Origin of the sequence: Nonlabens sp. YIK11, from assembly GCF_001413925.1 — a bacterium.
In the GTDB taxonomy this organism is placed as follows: Bacteria; Bacteroidota; Bacteroidia; order Flavobacteriales; family Flavobacteriaceae; genus Nonlabens.
In genome coordinates, this window is the sequence record NZ_LBMJ01000001.1 from 1,506,284 (window position 1) to 1,527,515 (window position 21,232).

The following is a 21,232-nucleotide window of genomic DNA, read 5'->3' on the forward strand; positions in this document are numbered from 1 at the left end:
GAATGATTCTACCTTGTTCTTATAGAAGTTGTCTGGATTTCGCTTTCGCGAAAGCGAAATTAAAACGAGACTTATTGCGCACTGCAGCAGCATCCTCCTTGAGGAAACAGCCCAATGGTCCTATACTTAGATTATGTGGTGAGTCATTGCGGAGCAGCTCACCAGCTTAAACTTTTACTAAAGTTGTGCCGATGCGCCACCAATGCTTTTTTCCTAGGTTGGAGATGTTCTATCTTGTAAAGAAAAATATGGCACATTCTGTTAAAATCAAGTCGATCAAACAATTAACTCACGACGTGAAGCAATTTCGCGTGGAAAAACCGGACGGTTATGAATTCACGCCAGGTCATGCGACCGAGGTTTCCATTGATCAGGAGCAATGGAAGGATGAGAAAAGACCTTTTACCTTTACCAGCCTTACCAGTGACGAGGATCTGGAATTTGTAATTAAAATCTATACTGATCACGATGGCGTGACCGAGGCACTGGACCACTTGAAACCAGGTGATCATTTAATCATTAGAGATACTTGGGGCGCGATTGAATATAAAGGTGACGGTTATGTGATTGCCGGTGGCGCTGGAATCACGCCTTACATCGCGATGTTTAGGGACCTGAAAACCAAAAATAAACTGGACGGATTACATTTGTTGTTTTCCAATAAAACCGAAAAGGATATCATCCTAAAAGAAGAACTGGATCAAATGCTGGGCGATCGCGTGACCTATATCATTACCGATCAGGAAGATACCCAATATCTCAACGGTCGCGTGGACAAGGAACTGATCAAGAATCAGGTAGATGATTTTGATAAAAACTTTTACGTTTGTGGACCACCACAAATGACGGAAGACATCAGCGAGATTCTCAAAGAATGCGGTGCCTCTCCAGATGCTGTGACGCTGGATGATCAGTAGTATATTTCTGTATTATTTTAGGACTTTAATTTAAATGGAAGCCGGTTCGAGTCCCGATAGTTATCGGGATAGAGAACGAGCGGTTGGATAAGTGAGGAAGACTGTGCTCAAACCATATCTCGACTTTAGTTTACATTGAGCTTGCCGACATGCTCGATACTGGTTTACAGGGATTGTGATTTATAGAAAAGCAAGCCGATTCGAGTCCCGATAGTTATCGGGATAGAGAACGAGCGGTTCATTTAAGAGAATGTCATTGTGCTCCAACCATATCTCGACTTTAGTTTACATTGAGCTTGTCGAAATGCTCGATACTGGTTTACAACCTTTAGGTTTATTCCGCTACCGCGCCTGCCTGTCGGCAGACAGGAAAGCGGGATACTTCAACCTCATTTAGTAAACGAATAACTCCTTCATAACAGATTCCGATTTTTCAAAAAGGGATTCCCGTTTATTAAGTAGCTTAGCACTTCAAAATGTTATTCATGCGCAAATCACTATTCCTAAGTCTGTTATTTCTCGCCAGCATCGCCGTGCAGGCACAACTACAATCTCCAGCCGATTTCCTAGGCTATGAAATAGGAACCCAGTTTTCGCGCCATGCAGATGTGGTGCGCTATTTTGAACATGTTGCCGAAAACAGCGATATGGTCACCTATCAAGAATATGGAAAAACCAACGAGCGCCGACCGCTCACGTATGCGATCGTCACCAGTCCAGCGAACCAAAATAACATCGAGCAAATCAGAAAAAACAATCTAGCCCAGACTGGAATCATTGAAGGAAATGCGACTTCAGATAAGGCGATTGTTTGGTTATCCTACAACGTGCACGGTAACGAGGCCAGCAGTACAGAGGCTTCTATGGTGACGCTGTATGAACTCATTACCACTAAAAAAGACTGGCTGGAAAATACGGTCGTCATCATCGATCCATGTGTGAATCCAGACGGTCGCGACCGCTATGCCAACTGGTACAATCAGGTGGCGAGCCAGCCGTACGATCCTTTACAAATTGCGGCAGAACATAACGAACCATGGCCTGGTGGTCGTCCCAATCATTATTTGTTTGACCTGAATCGCGACTGGGCTTGGGCAACGCAGGTAGAATCCCAGCAGCGTTTAAAAGTGTACAACCAGTGGATGCCACAAATACATGTGGATTTTCACGAGCAAGGCATTAATGAGCCGTACTATTTCGCTCCGGCAGCAGAACCTTTTCACGAAGTGATTACCGATTTTCAGCGCGAGTTCCAGACCAAAATAGGACAGAACCACGCCCAGTATTTTGATAACGAAGGCTGGCTATATTTTACCAGAGAACGCTTTGATTTATTGTACCCTAGTTATGGCGATACCTATCCTACCTACATGGGCGCGATTGGAATGACCTATGAGCAAGCCGGTCACGGCCGTGCTGGATTGGGCATCAACAACGATGAAGGTTTTGAATTGACTCTAGTAGATCGTGTGGTGCACCATAAAACTACCGGACTTTCCACTATCGAGGTCGCTTCTCAAAACGTGGAAAAACTCAATACCGAATTTGAGAAATACTTTGACAACAGCAACCTGACTACCAAAAGCTTTGTACTCAAAGGCAGCACTGACCAACTCATGGCACTGGCCAAATTGCTGGACCGTCACGAGATCCAATACGGTTTTACAGGAAAAGGAAAAACCAACGGTTTAGGCTACAACAACGACAAGAAAACCACACTGGAATACGATACCGCCATGGTGGTTTCTACCAACCAACCCAAAGGGAAAATGGTACAAGTACTTTTTGAGCCTAACGCCCAATTGTCCACGCCATTGACTTATGACATTACCGCCTGGAACTTACCCAAAGCCTACGGCCTAGAAGCCGTTGCCAGCACCAGCAATGTTTCTGGGACCAGCGCCACACTCGACATCAAGACCGATGACAATACCAACAACACGGCGACCGGTTATATTGCCAAATGGAACAGCATGCAAGACGCCAGATTCCTGGCCAAATTATTAAAAGCCGGTATCAAAGTTCGCTTTACCGAAAAGCCCTTTGTCAACAACGGCACCACCTACGACCGCGGTAGTTTGATCATTACCAAAAGCGATAACAAAAGAATCGACAACTTTGGCTCGATCGTGAATTCAGTGGCTAATGAATTCAAGCGAGGACTGGAACCGGCGCTAAGCTCTTTTGCCACTTCAGGACCAGATTTTGGTTCGCCAGACGTCAAGTTGATCAGTGCGCCACGAGTGGCCCTGTTGCGCGGTGAGCGCACTTCTTCGTTGAGTTATGGTGCAACTTGGTATTTCTTTGAGCAAGACTTGGGTTATCCTGTAACCTCTATCGATACCGGCGATCTAGGCCGTGCCGATTTAAGCCAATTCGACGTGCTGGTCATGCCAGACGGTTACTATGGCAGTTTGCTCAATGAGAGCACACTCAATAAAGTCAAGACTTTCGTACGCAGTGGCGGCAAGGTCGTCGCCTTGTCTGGAGCCGTGAGTGCCTTTGCAGACAAGGACGGTTTTGGGATTGCCAAAAACGACAAGGACCAAGACTCTACCGAAGATAAGGACGAGAAGAAAGACCTCTTGATCCCTTATGCGGCTCGTGAGGAATCTGGAACCACAGATTTGATCACCGGTAGTATTTTCAAGATCACGATGGACCAGACGCACCCTATGGCCTTTGGCTATGGTGATGCCTATTACAGTTTAAAGTTGGGCAGCGATTCCTACAGCTATTTGGATGACGGCTACAATGTGGGCTGGATCACAGACGACGTGGTCAATGTCTCTGGTTTTGCAGGCGACACGGCCAAAACTAAATTAAAGAGCTCCATGGTATTTGGCGAGCAGCGTTTAGGCGCTGGTAGCCTGATCTATATGGTGGACGATCCATTGTTTCGCGCCTTCTGGGAGAATGGGAAATTGCTGTTTGTCAACTCGGTATTCCTAGTGAATAACAACAGGCCAGAGTTGTAGGAGTGTTTTTGAGTTCGCTTTCGCGAAAGAGTGGAAGCGTGGGGTTTTGTAAGTCATTTAAAATTGAAATGAAACTAGTTAAATCAATTTATCTTTTCTGGATAAAGACTAGGTTTCATTATAAAATATGTTAGCAGTAACCTAATCATCAATCTCAACTAAAACGTAAATGGCTACACTAAAAGACTATTTCGAATTAGACAACAAAACTTTGTCGCTTTCAAAAATATTCACTGTTACTGTCGATTATAAAAGTTCCTTTCAAATTGTAGGCAGAATTCATTTAGATTTCGAGGCGAATGCTTTTTACATCTCTTTTTATATAGAGGAAACCGATCTTGTCAATTGTCCAGCACTTGTTGCACTTAAAAATCTTGAGGAAATTAAAAAATTGAAAGATGAAGTTATCGTGCAGGGTGGAACTTCAGGAGAAACGAAAATGAAATCAGAAGATATGTTTTTTACTGGTAGAATTTTTATATATGATGAAAATGAAAGAAGTCGGATATATGATGCGGAAGTATTAAAACAATCGCAAGAGAATGGTCATTATGTTCAAATAAGAAGGACGGAATATGCTGAAGGAAAAACAGTGTTCGACCATCCATTAGCCTTCATTTCTCATGATTCTCGCGATAAAGAAAATATTGCGAAACCCATCGTAAATCTGTTAATACGACAAGCATGTACTGTGTGGTTTGATGAATATTCCTTACAAGTAGGCGATAGCCTTAGGGAATCGATCGAAAAAGGAATTAAGGAAGCAAAAAAATGTATCCTTATAATTACTCCAAATTTTTTAAATAATTCTGGCTGGACTAAGGCTGAATTCAATTCGGTCTTTACAAAAGATATTTTAAAAAATGATCGGTCCATATTACCTATATGGTATAATGTATCGAAAGAAGAGGTCTATGAATACTCACCAATACTTCTCGATACGGTAGCCCTAATTTGGCCTAAAGATGATGACGTTGACTTTGAAGAGAAAAAGAAAATTATCGTTAATAAATTAAGAACTGCAATAATATCATAATAGTATGCTGCCTACAATAGTTTTAATCCTTTGTGATTTTCTGCCACTCAAAAATTTCGTGTCATTCAAAAATTAAAATAATAAATGACGAATTGTTTGTGGTTTGTGCAGTTGGTGGCGCAAGCACCTTATTAATTAATAAGGAAATAAAGGTTTTAGAAACAGGAGAAGTACTGTAGAGCTTTAATTATGATTGCATCACTTATCATGTGGTCTCTTGGAGTGGACGTCATTATAGAACTTTCGAAAACCCTAGATAAAATTCAAACGATTTCCCTAAGATAAACACATCAATCAACCTATGAGCTTTTTAGAATCCATGCAGACGCGTTACACGATTAAAAAGTATGACTCCTTTAAAAAAATTGAACCCAGTAAAATTCAAGAATGAAAAGGCATTTTTAAGGCTAAGTCCTTCGTCCATCAATAGTCAGCCTTGAAAATTTAAAAAACCTATGAGAATATTATTTATACTATCGTTTATCATTTCTGGAATTGCTTTTGGACAAAATAGTAGGACTGACTGACACGGAAATGAAAGTAGTATAGCAAAAAGATTATATCTTGGTTTATAAAAAGACAAATGAATAAGAATATCTATCTACTACTTTTACTCGTATTACCGCTTTCAGTTTTTGGTCAACTTTCTGATTCTTATGACGAAATGCTCTCAGAAAGTGATCCCGCTTATGAGGAATATGAGCCAATTATTCTTAAGGCTTCAGAATATGTTTTTACTCAGCCTATTAATTCAAGATCAAAAGAGTATATAGCGGCACATCGAATTATCGAGTACTGGAAGAATAAAGATACTGGTATGGGTATACCGCTAGGCAATGAATTCTACGACACGCTAACTAATGAAAAAGGCTTGCAGTATTATTATATGATAAGCATGATGCAATATCAACTTGACCAGAAAATTAATAACAACCGAGTTTTATCATGCATACCAGTTCCTGGAGAAATATATAAAGATCAAGATGACGTGAGTGAAGTTCAGCTTGAAGGAGCAAAAATCTTATTAGAGTATATAAGCGATAAATTAAATAAAGTATCTGTTAATGCTGCAACGAAGGAATACGTAAAAGCATATAAGAAAGGAAAGTTGAAAGATCTCTTTTTGAACTAAACGAGCTATTGGAGTTTTAATATTCCGACAAAAAACCTAGTACAATTATGACCTTCCTAAACTCCATGCAGACGCGTTACACGACCAAAATGTAGGATGCGTCAAAGAATATTGAATCATGTAAAATTCAGGAGTAAAAAGAATATTTAAATAAAAAATATGGGACTTTTCAGAATCACAATAAAAAGCACGCGAACATCCAACGGTGTTTCAATTGAAAAAGGAATGAGTGTAGATGTCATTTCAAAATATTCGAATCCAATAACCACTAATGGTAGCAAAGAAGTGCAAGATGCATTCCTGAAAAATTATGGAATAGATATTAAAAAATGTATGGGTGGCTCAAGGTCAGTTTTAACTAGCTACAGCAATCTTGAGAAGATTAACTAAAATATTGTTATTCAAATGAAAACATTCAACGATGAAATTGAGAATATTGGGAGGCTTTCAAACCGTGCGCCAATTTTTGATGGCATAGTAAACGAACACAAATATCTAAGCTCGAATATTAAATTAATGTGGATTTTGAAAGATGCAAATAGCACTGGCGAAGATGAATCTTATGATTTACGCGAAGCTATTAATACTTTGAAAAGAGATTATGGTATAAGAAAGGATTGGGAGAATACTTTTAGAAATATTATATATGTGACGAATGGCATTTTAAATGATGCTTCATGGGAAGACATACCTTACCCTAAAGACGATCCAAGTACCGTGGATATTCTTCAAAACATAGCGTTTATAAATGTAAAAAAGGTTGGCGGTGGTTCAAGGTCAAAGGAGAATGAGATATATAATCATTATCAAAAATATAAAGCTATTCTATTTGAACAGATAGATGAATTCAATCCTGATGTGATAATTTTTGGAAATACTTATCGCTATTTTAAAGAGGATTTGGGGCTCAATCAAATGAACATATTTGGAAGTTGTCATGCAACTGTCAAAGACAACAGAATATACTTATCAGCTTATCACCCAAATGCTCGAATCAAGGAAAAAGTTTATTTTGATGATATTATGACTGCCTATAATGCATTCAGAAAAGTTTCACAAAACTTGTATTCAGAAAGGTCTTTTAAAGAGCATATAATGAATCTCACTACAGAGATGGATGTGTTGGTTAAAAAGATAGATAATATGCAGAGCAAACTTATTAATGTTCAAAAATTTGAAAAGGCAGCAGATTTGAGGGCATTAAAGATGAAAGTTTTAGAAGCTAAAAGAATTCTTAGTTGAAATAGCAATCGCATTGCCTTTCACAAGAAAAACTTTATCAAAAAAAGTCTTCAATTGATTAACCTTATATAAGGTCCAGCGACGTGCAACGGTCAATGAATACCTCATACTCATCTTACCTTTGCTATTAGATGTCTATTAAAACAACACTCTAAAGGTTGACAGAATACCCAAAAGAAATTAAGTTTAAATACAGTTGGAGAAAATACCAACAACGTGTGCTTGACGAATTGCAAGACCACTTAAATGATCGACATCTGCACGTCATTGCTCCACCTGGTTCGGGTAAAACAGTTTTAGGTCTTGAAGTTGCGATTCGATTAAACCAACCTACTTTAATTCTCGCACCTACCATTGCCATACGCAACCAGTGGATCCAAAGATTTTGCGAACTTTTTCTACAAACCCAAATTACTCCTGATTGGATTTCAAGAGATATTCGTAATCCAAAATTCATGACTGTGGTTACCTATCAAGGATTACATGCAGCTTGTAACAATTGGGGAACTGAAGAAGAAGAAGAACTTGAAGATGAAGAAGAACATAAAGAAAATGGAAACGGCACATCTACCAACTCAGAACTCGAGAAAATTGTAAATGGTCTAAAGCTTCAAAATATTAAAACAATTGTGGTGGATGAAGCTCACCATTTAAAAAACGACTGGTGGCAAACACTTTCAAAAGTCAAAGAAAAACTAGACCCAGTAATTGTTGGCCTAACAGCCACACCACCATATGATGTTACCGCTACAGAATGGCAACGATACATAGACCTTAATGGCCCAGTTGACACAGAGATATCCATTCCAGAACTGGTAATTGAAGGTGATTTATGCCCGCATCAAGATTATGTTCATTTTGCCTTACCAACCCCAATTGAAAATCAAAAAATAGTTGAGTTCAGGAAGAACATTGAAAGGCTTTTTCTAGAAATCAAAAAGGACGGAACAATCATCCAAGCCATCGAAAATCATCCGATATGGCTCAACCCTAATGAACATTTAGATTGGATTTATAGTAATCTTCCATACTATTCAGCATGCTTGATTTTTCTAAACACGAATGATAGAGTTATTCCAGAAACACATCTCGAGGTCATTGGAGATAAGAAATTTAAAATTCCGAAACTCAATTATGAATGGATGCAAACTCTACTAGAGTTTTATCTGTACAAAGAAAAGGAGCATTTCATAGAATTCGAGGAACATCAAAATACACTTGAAAATAGGCTGAGAAGATATGGAGCAATAGAAAGACGACAAATAAATTTCTCGTACAACTCACGTGTGACAGGCTTTTTGACTTCCAGCATAAGCAAGCTAAATAGTATCAAAGAGATCGTTGATTTCGAGCACAGGCAATTGAGTAAAGATTTAAGGCTCGTTATTCTTTCAGATTACATCCGGAAAGAATTTTTCATCAATGCCCTTGAAAATGATTTGGAACTCGACAAAATTGGGGTGATTCCAATCTTTGAGAAGTTAAGACGAGAAAACACGAGTGACCAGAAAATAGCTGTCTTGACAGGCTCAATTATAATTATTCCTACGAGTGCCTTACCTGGATTGGAAGCTATGGCAGCTCATAAAGGAATTGATCAAATCAACTCAAGTCCTGTTCCATTTGATCATAATTACGTTCTAATACATCGCACCGATCAGCTAAAACACGACATTGTCCATATTGTAACTCAAATTTTTCAGAGTGGAGAAATTGAGGTTTTGATTGGTACAAAATCACTGCTTGGTGAAGGTTGGGATGCTCCAGCAATCAATTCGTTAATCTTAGCAAGTTTTGTAGGTTCGTTTGTGCTTTCTAACCAAATGCGTGGTAGAGCCATTAGGACTCAAAATGGCAACAGTCACAAAACAGGGAATATTTGGCATTTGGTCTGTATTGATCCAACATCTTCCACAGGTGGAGACGATTTTGACTTATTACAAAGACGTTTCAGAAGCTTTGTGGGTGTTTCTTTTAAAGAAGAATCTGGAATTGAAAACGGCATTGGCCGTTTGAATTTATTAGAGAATATTCATCAAAAGGAAATATTAGAAAAACAGAATAGTAAAATGTTTTCTTTTGCAGGCGATAGGGAAAGTCTGCAACAAAGATGGAAAACGGCTCTTCAAACCGGTGTCACACTTGTTGAAGAAATCAAGATTCCATTCTCTGAAGAAAAGGAATACAAGGCAGTTAAGTCAATGTATTTATATAAAACAATTCGCAACCTTATAGCTACTTTATTTTCAGGTTTAATCGGGTTCTGTTTTGATATTCTAGAAGGACTTGGAAGAGTAAGCAGAAATATAAGAACATATCAAGATCTGTATTTATATCTCGCCATATTCGGAGTTATCGGAATGATTATTTTTGGTAGATACTCTTTCAAAACCTTGAGATTGTATATCAATTATCGGGATATTGAAAAGGATATTCAACAAATTGGCGATGCACTTTTAAACTCATTGATTAAGGTTGGAATTATTAAAACAGATTCTTCCAAATTGAAAGTAGAAACCTCGGTTGATAATTGGGGTGCCGTTTTCTGTCATTTGGAAGGTGGAACGACTTTCGACAAATCAAATTTTATAAACGCACTTCAAGAGGTCATTGCTCCACTCGATAATCCTAGGTATGTAATTGTTAGAAAGAGCAAGTTTGTAAAACTAGTCCAGCAAAAGGACTATCACTCTGTTCCTGAAATACTAGGACGAAATAAAGTTCTGGCTGAATATTTCTACCATCAATGGGAAAGACTTGTGGGTTCTTGCGACTTAATTTTCACTCGAACAATTGAAGGAAGAAAATTGCTTTTAAAATCAAGAGTAAAATCGTTAGCCGCACAGTTTGATGACAAAATAGAACATGTGAATAAATGGAGATGAAAATGAAGAATAGTAAATCTACTTTCCTAAAAAGTATGCGGACGCGATACACGACCAAAAAGTACGACGCGTCAAAAAAAATCGAATCCAGTAAAATTCAAGAGTTAAAAGAGATTTTGAGGCTAAGTCCGTCGTCCATCAACAGCCAGCCATGGAAATTCACCTTTGTTTCAGATCCTGAAATTAAAGAACAGCTTTCCAAGCACTCGTGGCACAATACCAATAAGGTCTTGGACTGTGATACGGTCGTTGTTTTCAGTCGCATCAATAATCTTGAAGTGTTCGAACAACATGTGAGTGAAAACCTACCACAAAGCTCCGTCAACTATTACAACGACTATATAAAACCACAAACCGAGGACCAGATCAAGACCTGGTGTGACAAACAAGTCTATCTAGCGTTAGGAGTTTTCTTAAGCGCCTGTGCCGCTATGGACATTGATGCCACACCTATGGAAGGTGTGGAGCCAGAGAAGTATGACGAAATCCTTAAACAAATTGATCACGCCACGCTCATGGCCGTTGCCATAGGCTACCGCGATCCAGATGACGCCAACCAGCCTAGTCAAAAGCCGAAGTCACGTAAAGATGTTATAAAAGTAGTTGACGCTATCTAATGAGACGAAAACCGTAGTTTGATCCTGGAAATGATTAAGGTTAGTTTCGGTTTACATAGGATGAAAACTACCTATGGTCGTACAGCATGACGATCGCTGCGGTATTGCCTTTGAAATTTAAGCTCAATAGTTAGGATTTGGTTCGATTTTGGTGTAATATAGAACCAAATTAATTCTCATGGCTAGACAAAGTATATCTTTTACAAAACCAAACGATGAGTGGCTTAAGTCACAAGTGGATAATCAAGAGTATTCCAGTAAAAGCGAATTGGTAAACGACTTGATACGTCAAGCAAGAAACCAACAGATAGAAATCGATTGGATCAGGGCAAAATTGGAAAAATCCGAAAATAGTGGATTTACTACGGATAATAAAGAGCAGATCTTAGCTCAATCCAAGTCCAAGCTCCATGGCTAAGTACCGATTAAGCAATACTGCAAAAGAAGACCTCATACGCATCCATCATTACGGTGTTCAAAAGTTTGGACTGCAGCAGGCAGATGAATATTTTGAAACATTTTTTGAATACTTTGAAGTCATTGCAAGAAGGCCTTATTCCTTTGAAGCTGTCGATTTTATAAAAAAAGGATATCGACGCTTCGTTTGCGGTTCAGACAGTATTTACTATAAAGTAAATGAACAAACGGTTGATATTATGGCGATTGTAGGTCAACAAGATTTGAAGAATAAGTTATAGGAAGCCAATCAGCCCAGCAACAAATCCAAATCACGTAAAGATCTCTGTGCCATTGTAGAACACAAGTAAATCCTCCTCCATCTAGAACTGTATGCGGTTGCCTTTCAGCTAATTTTTTCCATTTTTGTAGTTGTGAGAAAGTCCTATCTTAAAAATATCTTTAGAGTCTTATTCATCGCAGCCAGTATTGGGTCTTTGTATTTTGTTCCATGGATTCTGGTAAAAGCCTGGATCATGCCGTTGCCAGATACTGTGCAAGAGCAAGTCGATGCGATCATCGATTACGATATCGATGGAGTAGTAGTGTATGTGGATCAGGTTGGTAAAGCGCCACAATTTTATGCTGCTGGATATAAGGACCGTGCCAATAAGATTCCGGCAGATCCTCATGCACTTTTCAAGATTGCTAGTATCAATAAGCTTTATGTCGCCGTTGCGATCACTAAATTGGTGCACCAGAACAAGCTGGCTCTAGACCAAAATCTAGCGCATTACTTTCCAGAGCTGACCGATAGAATTGAGTACGCAGACCAGATCACCGTGCGCAACATGGTCATGCACCGCAGTGGCATCCCTAATTTTACAGATCATCCGGGATTCTGGGAACAGCCTCATGAGAAGGATTTTGATGTTTTGGAATATGCGCTGGATCTACCGGCTAACTTTGCTCCAGATACTGATTATGAATATTCTAACACCAATTACCTATTGCTTACCAGGCTTATCGAAAAGGCTGTAGGCTATTCCCATCATCAATTTATCAGAGAGCAAATCCTACAACCGCTAGGCTTAAAAAACACCTTTTTTAGTTTGAGCGACATCGACTTGGACCGCTTGATGAGCGGTTATTATGTGGGTGTTGAAGAAGACATCAAGGCTAACGATTACGGCTCCATGATTGCCACGCCACAAGACCTTGGTATCTTTTTGAGAGCCCTAAACGACGGCACCTTGTTGACACCAGCAGAACAAGAAACCTATTCGCAGATTTACGAATACGAACATGGTGGTTTGATACCAGGTTATCAAAGCCTCGCTGAATATCACAAAGACATCGACACGGTCGTCATTCAGGTGATGAATACCACAGATTTTGAAGGTTACAACTGGAATCTTTCCCAGATCTTCATTAACCGCATTGTCAAGATCGTACGCAACGATACAAAAGAAGCAGGATAGATGGTTGTTGATGTCACTTTCCTGTCTGCCGACAGGCAGGCGCGAAAGCGATATCATCCCACAACTATACACATTAAAAAACTGCTAAATCGAGGTGGCGATCTCGCCAGAAAGGTTTCTAAGGAGTACCTTAGGAAAAAGAAGTCATGGAAACCAAACAGATAGGAACTACAGATTTAAGAATGCCACCAGTAGCCTTTGGGTGCAACGTGTTGGGCTGGACCATGGATCGCAAACAGTCCTTTAAAGTGTTGGACGAACTGTACGAAATGGGATTCAATTACATGGATACGGCAGATGTGTATTCCAGATGGGTCGATGGGCATGAAGGTGGCGAGAGCGAGCGCATTCTGGGCTCCTGGATGAAGGAACGCGGCTTAAGGGACCGCATCATTGTCGCGACTAAGGTTGGAATGGATGTAGGTCAAGGACACATCGACCTTTCCAGAAGCCACATTACCCAGCAAATTGGGAAAAGCCTCCACAACCTACAAACCGATTATGTAGATATCTATTTCTCACACCGCCATGATCCCAACGTTGAGATAGCCGATGTGCTGGAGACCTATGCAGGATTGATCAAGGAAGGAAAAGTGAGACACATAGGTGCCAGCAGTTTCCCGCTGGATGTGTTTAAAACGGCCATCGCTTTGCACGAGCAACACAATTTACCTAAATATCAAATCTACCAGCCAGAATACAGTTTATTACATCGCACCGACTTTGAAAACGGCTATCAGGATTTCGTTCTTCAAAACGATATCGCGGTCACGAATTACTGGGCACTGGCTAACGGTTTCCTCACTGGTAAATATGAGAGCATCGATGACATTAAAGGAACCTCTCGCGAAAGCAATTTGAAGAAATACTTTGACGATAAAGGTATGCGTGTCTTGAAGGCTCTACAACAAGTATCTCAGGACACAGGAATATCACAAGCTGGTGTGACCATTGCGTGGACCATCGCACAGCCAGGAATCACGGCGCCTATCGTGAGCGCTACAAAGACAGGGCAACTTCAAGCCTTTAGGGAAGCAGCAACCAACTCCTTAAGCAAGGATCATCTTGCTATTTTGAATAAGGCAAGTAATTGAAAGGTAGGTCCTCGCAAAACCTTAGGAAACTAAAAAACCACACTCTTTTTAATGGAGTGTGGTTTTTCATTTAATTCGTGACCTCGACAGGATTCAAACCTGTAACCTCTTGAGCCGTAATCAAGTGCGCTATTCAGTTGCGCCACGAGGCCATTTCGCTGCAGATCAATGATCTTTTAGCGGGTGCAAATATAAGCCTATTTTAAAAAGTCACAAACCTTTATGCCATGTTTAGAACATCAATCTACTTTTCATTGATTCTACGGCCTTTCGGATACTTCACTTGGTAGCTAAATTCTCTTTTTACCTGTGCACCACTTGCTATGTCCACCATCCAAGTAAGTATTTGTTCATCAGACTGTACTGCAGCATTTCCAGTTTCAACATCATCTACTTTGATGTCGGAATTTGCGCTAATAGGAATTCGATCCTCTAATTTAACCTTGATATCAGTATTACGATTGTTTTTTAAAGTAATGACGTAGCGTTTTTCGAGTATTGTGTTGGAGCCCAAAAAGCTCTTACTCCTAGTATCTTTTTGATCTTCGCGTTTTACAGTTATTTGAGGATCAACACCTAGACTTACAACGAGATCCTCCTCGACCGTGTCTGTGTCAAAATAAATTTTACCTGAATAGGAGTCATCAAAGTAAACATTAGCCTCACCAGGAATTAGATTGAGTTTTTCATAATCCTTAAGAATTGCTGTCAGGAAGACGTTCTCATTGATTACGGGTGCGGTGTAGTATTCATAGGTAGCGGCTACCTTATTGCTAGATATGTTGATATCTACCGTTTCACCCGTAGATGCGATAGTATATTTTTGACTTAATTGATAGGTACGTGCAGCGATGTTGTCTTCTATAGATTGAACGACTTCAGGTGCTGTTTCAGTAACGACAGACGATGCATCATTGGTTTCTCTTCTAGTTCTAGTACGATATCCAGCGACAACAACCGCCTCAAGACTTGTGGAAAGTTGTGCGTCAATCACACTGGCATAAATTGGAACGGTAGTCCTGTCATATCCTGAAAAGTTTATGACCAACTCACTACCTCTTGGTATTTCTAGCGAATAGTTGCCGTCAAAGTCTGTGGTGGTTGCATTATTTGTTCCTCTAACCATAACGGTAGCTCCCAGAATCGGTTCTCCTTCTGGGTCTGTGATCTTACCGCGTACGTTTTTAACTGTTGGGTTATATTTTTTATTACTGCGAGTAGTGGCGTTGCTGGAGTAGCTATAATTAATAAAGCGCAAGCGTTTAGGCTCTAACACTGGCTTGGTATTATCTACATTAGGATCACTTGTAGATAGTTTGACGTTTACGTTTTTCCAGTCAGTACCTGTTTGTTGGTAGATCTGTCCTTTAAAATCTAGATTTACATACGCTGACTTTCCATCCGCCCGTATATCGTATAATGGCACCCAACCCGCATTTTCTACGTTATAGGTGATCTTTAGATTTACCTTTTTTGCAGTCGCACCATATAATTTCAAGGTGATCTCACCTTGTCGGCCATTGGATTCAGGATCAAGTTTTGTTTGATCGCTTTTTAACTTTTGCAATTTATCTGCTAATTGAGAACGCGTCGTATTCAGCTTGGATCTGGCAATAGAAATTTCCTCGGTGCGCTGGTTATAGTAGTCACCAAAGCTTTTTACCTGTGCGAGGGAAAGACCTGTAGTACTACCACCCAAACTGCGGTTGGATTGAAGGATAAGAGATTCTTCATTGAGTCCTGCAAGTTTTGCGTCTACAACGGTAATGGCGTTGGTCGTAGAGTCTATACTTACCTGCAGCAGGTTGAAACTATTGGTTTTGACTTTTTCCTGGGCTGCCTTGACCTGATAGCTTAAGCCAGAAAGTCCCAAGCCTTCTAGATTTGATACCTGTATACTACTATCGTCTATTTCCGGCGACAGACCGGTTAGAACGATCTCGTTGGATCCGCTTTTCAGAGACGCCGTTGCTGTTCTAGTGACCTTTGCACCTCTTAGGTAAACAGTCACATCGTCAATATTAGAATCGACTATTTGCTGCGCATGTATCAGTGTCGCCGTGAAGAAAAGAATAGGGAATAATCTCATAAAAAGTTGGTTGTATTAAAAAGATCCATAAACTTCGCACTTTTAGACCGCAACACTATGAATCAACAGGATTTAAAAGAATTCGTAAAGGACGTTCCCGATTTTCCCAAAGCTGGTATCGTGTTTAAGGACATTGCTCCGTTGCTCGCTTCCGCGAAAGCGAGAAAAGCCATGACCGCTGCCATCGTATCCAACTATAAGAATCAAAAAATCGACGTCGTAGTTGGCATAGAATCTCGCGGATTCTTATTCGGCATGCTGCTGGCAGAAGCGCTGGAAGCATCCTTTGTAATGTTGCGCAAACCCAACAAGCTGCCTGGCGATATTGAGAAATATACCTATGATCTGGAATACGGCACAGATACCATTGAAATTCAAACCGATGCTATCCCTAACGGCAGTCACGTATTGCTTCACGATGATGTGTTAGCCACTGGTGGTACTGCTGGAGCAGCCGTTCAACTTATAGAAAAGATAGGCGGCAAGGTAGTGAGTGCTAATTTTATCATGGAACTGGATTTTCTAGAAGGTAGAAAGCAACTGGGCGACCTCGATATTTACAGCGTGTTGCATTATTAAAACAAAAAGCCTCGATGTGATCACATCGAGGCCTTGATAGAAATTTTGATAAGCTCTTAGTACATAGCTTGTAATGCGATGATGTCATTGCTTCCAAACTCACCATCTTCTCCAGAGCTAAAGCAGGAAAGCATGATGGAATCTGGATCATAACCGCTAGGAGTTCCAGATACTCTAATAGCACCTACGCCGCCGTCACCTTCGTTAACGTTCTGTCCACAAGAAGCGCGAGAGAAGTAGTCTGTATGACGGAAACCAACAGAGTGTCCAATCTCATGCGTGATAACATGCTCGTTGACGTTGGTATCATAAAAATCCATACCGGCATAAAGCTGAACAAATTTGTTAGGTCTACCATTAGAGGGGAAACCAGCAGATCCACCAGCTCCAGTATTTCCTGGATTGCGGTAGATGACCATGTCTTTATCTTGATAGCTGGTACCAAAAGTCAACCTAAAGGTCAAGCTTACACCGCTCAATCTATTATAGTTAGCTACGGCCCATTGCAACGCAGTACGCTGGGTACTAGTCAATGCATTGGAACCTCCAGTATAACCTATGATGTCGATCGTACGATTAGTACCGGTAACAAGGTTAGTCGTGCGGTATTGCTTTGCAATAGCGTTCATATTTTCCAGTGCATAGAAGTCTGATGCCTCAAGAGCAATGTCATCTTCTATAAAGATGCGCTCTTCAGTAGACCCATCAGGCAACATGAATTGATCGATCTTAATGTCATCTGGATGATAACCTATCTCTTCTGCATAGGCTTTTGCTTTGGCAAGCTCTGATTTTTGATCTACTTCTTGATCAAAACTTTCTTCTCTTTCACAAGCCGTGAATAATAGGGCACAAGCAGAAAGTCCTAAGAATGTTTTTTTGAAAATGGAATGTGTCATTGTTAAATGGATTAGGGTTAAATTGATTAAAACACTTTTCTCGAGAACTTAAAACTAGAGAAATATGACTGCTGGAAACAAATAGGACATCTCAAAAAATTAACTTTTAATTGGTAAACCAGTCTTTAAAAAGCTTAAAATAATTTACAATTGCTTGTCATTGTTACGTTTGAATGCGAATCAGACTAAAAATAATTGTTGATAACTAAAACTGATTTATTGGTCGTTTGTCGATCGAAAAGTCAAAATACTTCAACTTTATATGAATTTTCACACAACTACAACGTTTGAGTTACGTCTAAAATCGCTTTGGAAATTATTTAGTTAAAAAAATGTCAATTCAATTCTATTGTATACATTTGGAATCATGATAATAGTGCAAATAATTTCTTCTATTGCAGATACGCTAACCATTGGTGGACGTATTTCTATTATTACCCGTTAAGGGTTATCTATTTACATATCATATCAGGCCATTATTTCTATCATAGAGATAGCATTACCATTTCCATAAAATTATTCCATGATCGTATTAAAATTTGGAGGAACCAGCGTTTCTTCACCAGCCAACCTAAAACAGCTCAAGAACATTGTTGAGTCAAAATCAGAATCCTTTATCGTCGTAGTTTCTGCATTTTCTGGAATTACCAATCTATTGGAATCCATCGCTACAAATTCCTTGCAACAAGAACCTCACGCATTGCTCAAAGAGTTCAAGGATATTCACGTGGATCATATCAAGAATTACTTCACAGACAAACAACAAACGGAAGTTCTTGTAGAGATCCAGAAAAAATGCAATCAGTTGGAGAATATCTGTACGTCGGTATTCACGTTGCAGGAATTATCCAATAGGACCAGAGCCTTGATCCTAAGTTTTGGGGAACGACTTTCTTCCTTTGTAGTACATCGCTATCTCAACGCTCATGGAGTAGCGATTGAACTATTGGACCCAACTAAAATCATTACAGGAAATGGTGATTATTTGAACACTACGGTTGACTTTGAAAAAACGGCAGCACAAGCAGCTGCCATAGTGAAAAATGCCAACTATATCATTGGCGGCTTTATTGCATCAAATGAAAAAGGCGAAGTGGTCACCTTAGGTCGCGGTGGTAGCGATTATACGGCGGCTATATTGGGAAATGTGCTTGAGGCCACTTCTGTAGAAATATGGAGTGATGTGAATGGTGTACAAAGTGCAGATCCTAGAAAGGTCAAGCAAACCATCGCTATTGAAAACCTTAGTTATGAAGAAGCATTTGAGATGGCCTATTTTGGCGCCAAGGTTCTTTATCCGCCATCTGTAATACCGCTACGCAATAAGAAAATCCCTTTATTTCTTAAAAATACGGGAGCACCTGATCAATTGGGAACATACATTAGTGACCATAATAAATCAGATCTTCATAAGATTCAAGGTGTTTCTTCACTTGCCAATATTGCGATGATCACAGTTTCTGGTGTTGGATTATCAGGTCGCAAGGGTAGCGCACGTCAAGTGTTCCAGGTGTTGGAAGACAACGACATCAATATCGTTTTGATCACCCAAAGCTGCTCAGAGCAAAGTATAGGTTTAGGTATTGATCAAAGCAAGGCAGCCTTTGCAAAAACGATCCTTGATAATCGCTTTGCCGAAGAGATTGCCAAACAACAATTTAACGAGGCGCAAGTCTCCTTGGATCACTGCATTATTGCCCTAGTAGGTGATAAAATGAAGTCCAAAGTAGGACTTTGTGGACACGTTTTTAGCGCTATAGGTGAGAATGGTATCAATGTGACGGCGATCGCCCAAGGTGCCAGTGAAAGAAACATCTCCATCGTGATTGATAAAAAGGATGAGACCAAGGCACTCAACGTCATTCACGAGCGATTTTTCTCAAAACCGGTAAAAAATATCCATATTTTCATTGCTGGTGTTGGGAATGTAGGTGGTGAGTTCCTCACCATGCTGGACGGTCAGCGCAAGGCATTGCTGGAAGATTACAACCTCAATCTTAAGATTTGTGGTGTCGCAAACAGCCGCAAGATGTTGTTTGATAGCAATGATGGACTATCCACGGCAGACATCAAATCACTTAAAGAAAATGGTAAGGATTACGGCGCTTATGAAAATTTCCTGAAGGAAATCGTGGATCAGAACCTGTCCAACAGTGTGTTCCTAGACATGACCGCGTCTGCAATTGTGAGTGACGGCTACTTGCCGTTGCTCAAGAAAAGCATCTCGGTGGTGACCTGTAACAAAATTGCCTGCAGCAGCTCGCAGGAACTGTTTGAAGAGCTCAACCACAGCGCACGCGAGTACAACTGCGATTTCAAATATGAGACATCGGTTGGAGCGGCCTTGCCGGTCATCAAAACCATACAGGATTTGATCATTAGTGGTGACCGTATCCACAAAATCGAGGCCGTAATTTCTGGTAGTCTCAACTTCATTTTCAATGAATATGATGGCGCAAAACCTTTTGCAGATGTGGTGAGGCTAGCCATGAATGAAGGCTATACAGAGCCAGATCCATTGATCGATTTGAGCGGTCTGGACGTGATGCGCAAGATCTTGATTTTATCACGTGAGTCTGGTTTGAATCGCGAGATTGACGACATCACCTACAAAAGTTTCTTGCCAGAGCCCTGCGAAAATGCGGCCAGTAACGAGATTCTTTTTGAGGAATTGCTGAAGCATGAATCCCACTTTAAAGCCATTTATGATTCCGCTTTCGCGAAAGCCTGTAAACTCAAGGTTGTTGCTTCATTAAACGACGGCAATATGTCTGTCGCCTTGCAAGAAGTCCCATCGCACAGCCCTTTCTATAATTTGGAAGGAAAGGACAACGTCATCGCGTTGAACACTTCAAGATACGTGGACGAGCCGCTGGTCATCAAAGGTGCTGGTGCTGGCGCAGAAGTCACCGCCAGTGGAGTTTTTGCAGATTTAATGCTCATCTTCAATAGGAAATCATGAAAAAGGTAACCGCTTTTGCTCCTGCAACCATAGCCAATTTTAACGTGGGTTTTGACTTTCTGGGAGTTGCCCTGCAAGGTATAGGCGATGAGGTCACGATGTCATTTAACGGGACTGATTCCAATACGATCCTGTCCATAGAAAATGGCGCTGATCTACCTATGGAAGCAGCAAAGAATTGCTGCTCTGTGGTCGTGCGTTGCATGCAGGAAGAACTGCAGGATTTCAAAGGCGTTGATATTCACATCAAAAAAGGTTTTGCTTCTGGTAGCGGTTTAGGGTCGAGTAGTGCGAGTAGTGCCGCAGCAGCTTTTGCCTACAACAACATCATGGGCGAGCCTTTTACTAAAAACCAATTGGTTTATTTTGCCGCTCAAGGCGAAAAGGCAGCCTGTGGCAGTCCGCACGTTGACAACGTGGCGCCGTCCATCATAGGTGGTATGGTGATGCAAAAAGCCAGTGATCCAGCAGATTTTATTTCACTACCCATTTTACCAGATCTGTATGCGGTGCTGCTGTATCCACAGATCATGGTGAAAACATCTGATTCCAGAAGCATTTTAAAAGAAACCATGGCGGTAAGAACCGCAAGCGAACAGATAGGTTTTATGGGTTCTTTTGTGGCGAGTTTGTATTTGCAAGATGTAGCATTGTTCAAGGCCGCCATGCAAGATGTTGTGATTGAACCAATGCGCAGCATGTTGATTCCCAAGTTTGCAGAAATGAAAACTGCCGTTCTGGATCAAGGCGCGTTAGCCTTTGGGATTTCTGGTTCTGGACCATCAGTGTTTACGGTGGTTCAAGGAAAGGAAATGACTGAAAAGATCCAACACTACCTTGAGGCTATCTATAACACCACTGATGTAGATTATAAAGTTTACATAAGTCCCATCAATGCCGATAGCGGCGCTACCATTCTTTAAAA

Annotated in this window: 17 protein-coding genes and 1 tRNA gene; 15 read left to right on the top strand and 3 right to left on the bottom strand. The window is 40.4% G+C overall.

The features are described 5' to 3' along the window. Positions 1 to 248 precede the first annotated feature (248 nt). From AAU57_RS06785 to AAU57_RS06840, 12 genes are all read left to right on the top strand, one after another. On the top strand, positions 249 to 917 hold the full coding sequence (locus tag AAU57_RS06785) for an FAD-binding oxidoreductase (RefSeq protein WP_055413699.1): 669 nt from the start codon (positions 249 to 251) through the stop codon (positions 915 to 917). 485 nt (positions 918 to 1,402) lie between these two features. Beyond that, on the top strand, positions 1,403 to 3,895 hold the full coding sequence (locus AAU57_RS06790) for a M14 family metallopeptidase (protein WP_055412194.1): 2,493 nt from the start codon (positions 1,403 to 1,405) through the stop codon (positions 3,893 to 3,895). Between the two features lie 169 nt (positions 3,896 to 4,064). Further along, positions 4,065 to 4,931, top strand: a complete 867-nt coding sequence (locus tag AAU57_RS06795; RefSeq protein ID WP_055412195.1) for a toll/interleukin-1 receptor domain-containing protein — start codon at positions 4,065 to 4,067, stop codon at positions 4,929 to 4,931. 583 nt (positions 4,932 to 5,514) lie between these two features. Further along, complete coding sequence (locus AAU57_RS06800) at positions 5,515 to 6,063, top strand: hypothetical protein (RefSeq protein WP_055412196.1); 549 nt, start codon at positions 5,515 to 5,517, stop codon at positions 6,061 to 6,063. Between the two features lie 159 nt (positions 6,064 to 6,222). After that, the gene (locus tag AAU57_RS06805) at positions 6,223 to 6,453 is read left to right on the top strand and encodes a DUF6140 family protein (protein ID WP_055412197.1); all 231 of its coding nucleotides are present in this window, start codon (positions 6,223 to 6,225) and stop codon (positions 6,451 to 6,453) included. A 15-nt stretch (positions 6,454 to 6,468) separates the two neighbouring features. After that, positions 6,469 to 7,305: a hypothetical protein gene (locus tag AAU57_RS06810; RefSeq protein WP_197275397.1), complete on the top strand. Its 837-nt coding sequence runs from the start codon at positions 6,469 to 6,471 to the stop codon at positions 7,303 to 7,305. Positions 7,306 to 7,463: 158 nt separating this feature from the next. Beyond that, positions 7,464 to 10,190 carry a DEAD/DEAH box helicase family protein gene (locus AAU57_RS06815; protein ID WP_055412198.1) on the top strand — a complete coding sequence of 909 codons (2,727 nt, stop codon included), beginning with the start codon at positions 7,464 to 7,466 and terminating at the stop codon, positions 10,188 to 10,190. 2 nt (positions 10,191 to 10,192) lie between these two features. Beyond that, the gene (locus AAU57_RS06820; protein WP_231717781.1) at positions 10,193 to 10,807 is read left to right on the top strand and encodes an NAD(P)H-dependent oxidoreductase; all 615 of its coding nucleotides are present in this window, start codon (positions 10,193 to 10,195) and stop codon (positions 10,805 to 10,807) included. A gap of 178 nt (positions 10,808 to 10,985) precedes the next feature. After that, positions 10,986 to 11,225: a type II toxin-antitoxin system ParD family antitoxin gene (locus AAU57_RS06825; RefSeq protein ID WP_055412199.1), complete on the top strand. Its 240-nt coding sequence runs from the start codon at positions 10,986 to 10,988 to the stop codon at positions 11,223 to 11,225. Further along, on the top strand, positions 11,218 to 11,505 hold the full coding sequence (locus tag AAU57_RS06830) for a type II toxin-antitoxin system RelE/ParE family toxin (RefSeq protein ID WP_055412200.1): 288 nt from the start codon (positions 11,218 to 11,220) through the stop codon (positions 11,503 to 11,505). Before AAU57_RS06825 ends, AAU57_RS06830 begins: the two co-directional genes overlap by 8 nt. A gap of 132 nt (positions 11,506 to 11,637) precedes the next feature. Beyond that, entirely contained in the window at positions 11,638 to 12,684 is a 1,047-nt protein-coding gene (locus AAU57_RS06835; protein ID WP_055412201.1) for a serine hydrolase domain-containing protein, read from the top strand. A 146-nt stretch (positions 12,685 to 12,830) separates the two neighbouring features. Further along, entirely contained in the window at positions 12,831 to 13,778 is a 948-nt protein-coding gene (locus AAU57_RS06840) for an aldo/keto reductase (protein WP_055412202.1), read from the top strand. 78 nt (positions 13,779 to 13,856) lie between these two features. Here the strand turns inward: AAU57_RS06840 and AAU57_RS06845 are convergent. Together AAU57_RS06845 and AAU57_RS06850 are read right to left on the bottom strand one after the other, a co-directional pair. After that, positions 13,857 to 13,930 (bottom strand) — tRNA-Arg (locus tag AAU57_RS06845). Positions 13,931 to 14,022: 92 nt separating this feature from the next. Continuing rightward, entirely contained in the window at positions 14,023 to 15,867 is a 1,845-nt protein-coding gene (locus tag AAU57_RS06850; RefSeq protein ID WP_055412203.1) for a mucoidy inhibitor MuiA family protein, read from the bottom strand. A 57-nt stretch (positions 15,868 to 15,924) separates the two neighbouring features. Here AAU57_RS06850 and AAU57_RS06855 point away from each other — a divergent pair, with 57 nt between their 5' ends. After that, on the top strand, positions 15,925 to 16,446 hold the full coding sequence (locus tag AAU57_RS06855) for an adenine phosphoribosyltransferase (RefSeq protein ID WP_055412204.1): 522 nt from the start codon (positions 15,925 to 15,927) through the stop codon (positions 16,444 to 16,446). A gap of 56 nt (positions 16,447 to 16,502) precedes the next feature. Here the strand turns inward: AAU57_RS06855 and AAU57_RS06860 are convergent, their stop codons facing one another. Further along, positions 16,503 to 17,345 (bottom strand): M57 family metalloprotease, encoded by an 843-nt coding sequence (locus tag AAU57_RS06860; protein WP_055412205.1) that lies wholly within the window; start codon positions 17,343 to 17,345, stop codon positions 16,503 to 16,505. A 523-nt stretch (positions 17,346 to 17,868) separates the two neighbouring features. Between AAU57_RS06860 and thrA the strand changes: the two genes are divergently transcribed. Continuing rightward, entirely contained in the window at positions 17,869 to 20,307 is a 2,439-nt protein-coding gene (gene thrA, locus AAU57_RS06865; protein ID WP_055412206.1) for a bifunctional aspartate kinase/homoserine dehydrogenase I, read from the top strand. Then, positions 20,304 to 21,230: a homoserine kinase gene (locus tag AAU57_RS06870; protein WP_055412207.1), complete on the top strand. Its 927-nt coding sequence runs from the start codon at positions 20,304 to 20,306 to the stop codon at positions 21,228 to 21,230. The genes thrA and AAU57_RS06870 overlap by 4 nt, the downstream gene beginning before the upstream one ends. The last annotated feature ends 2 nt before the right edge of the window (positions 21,231 to 21,232 follow it).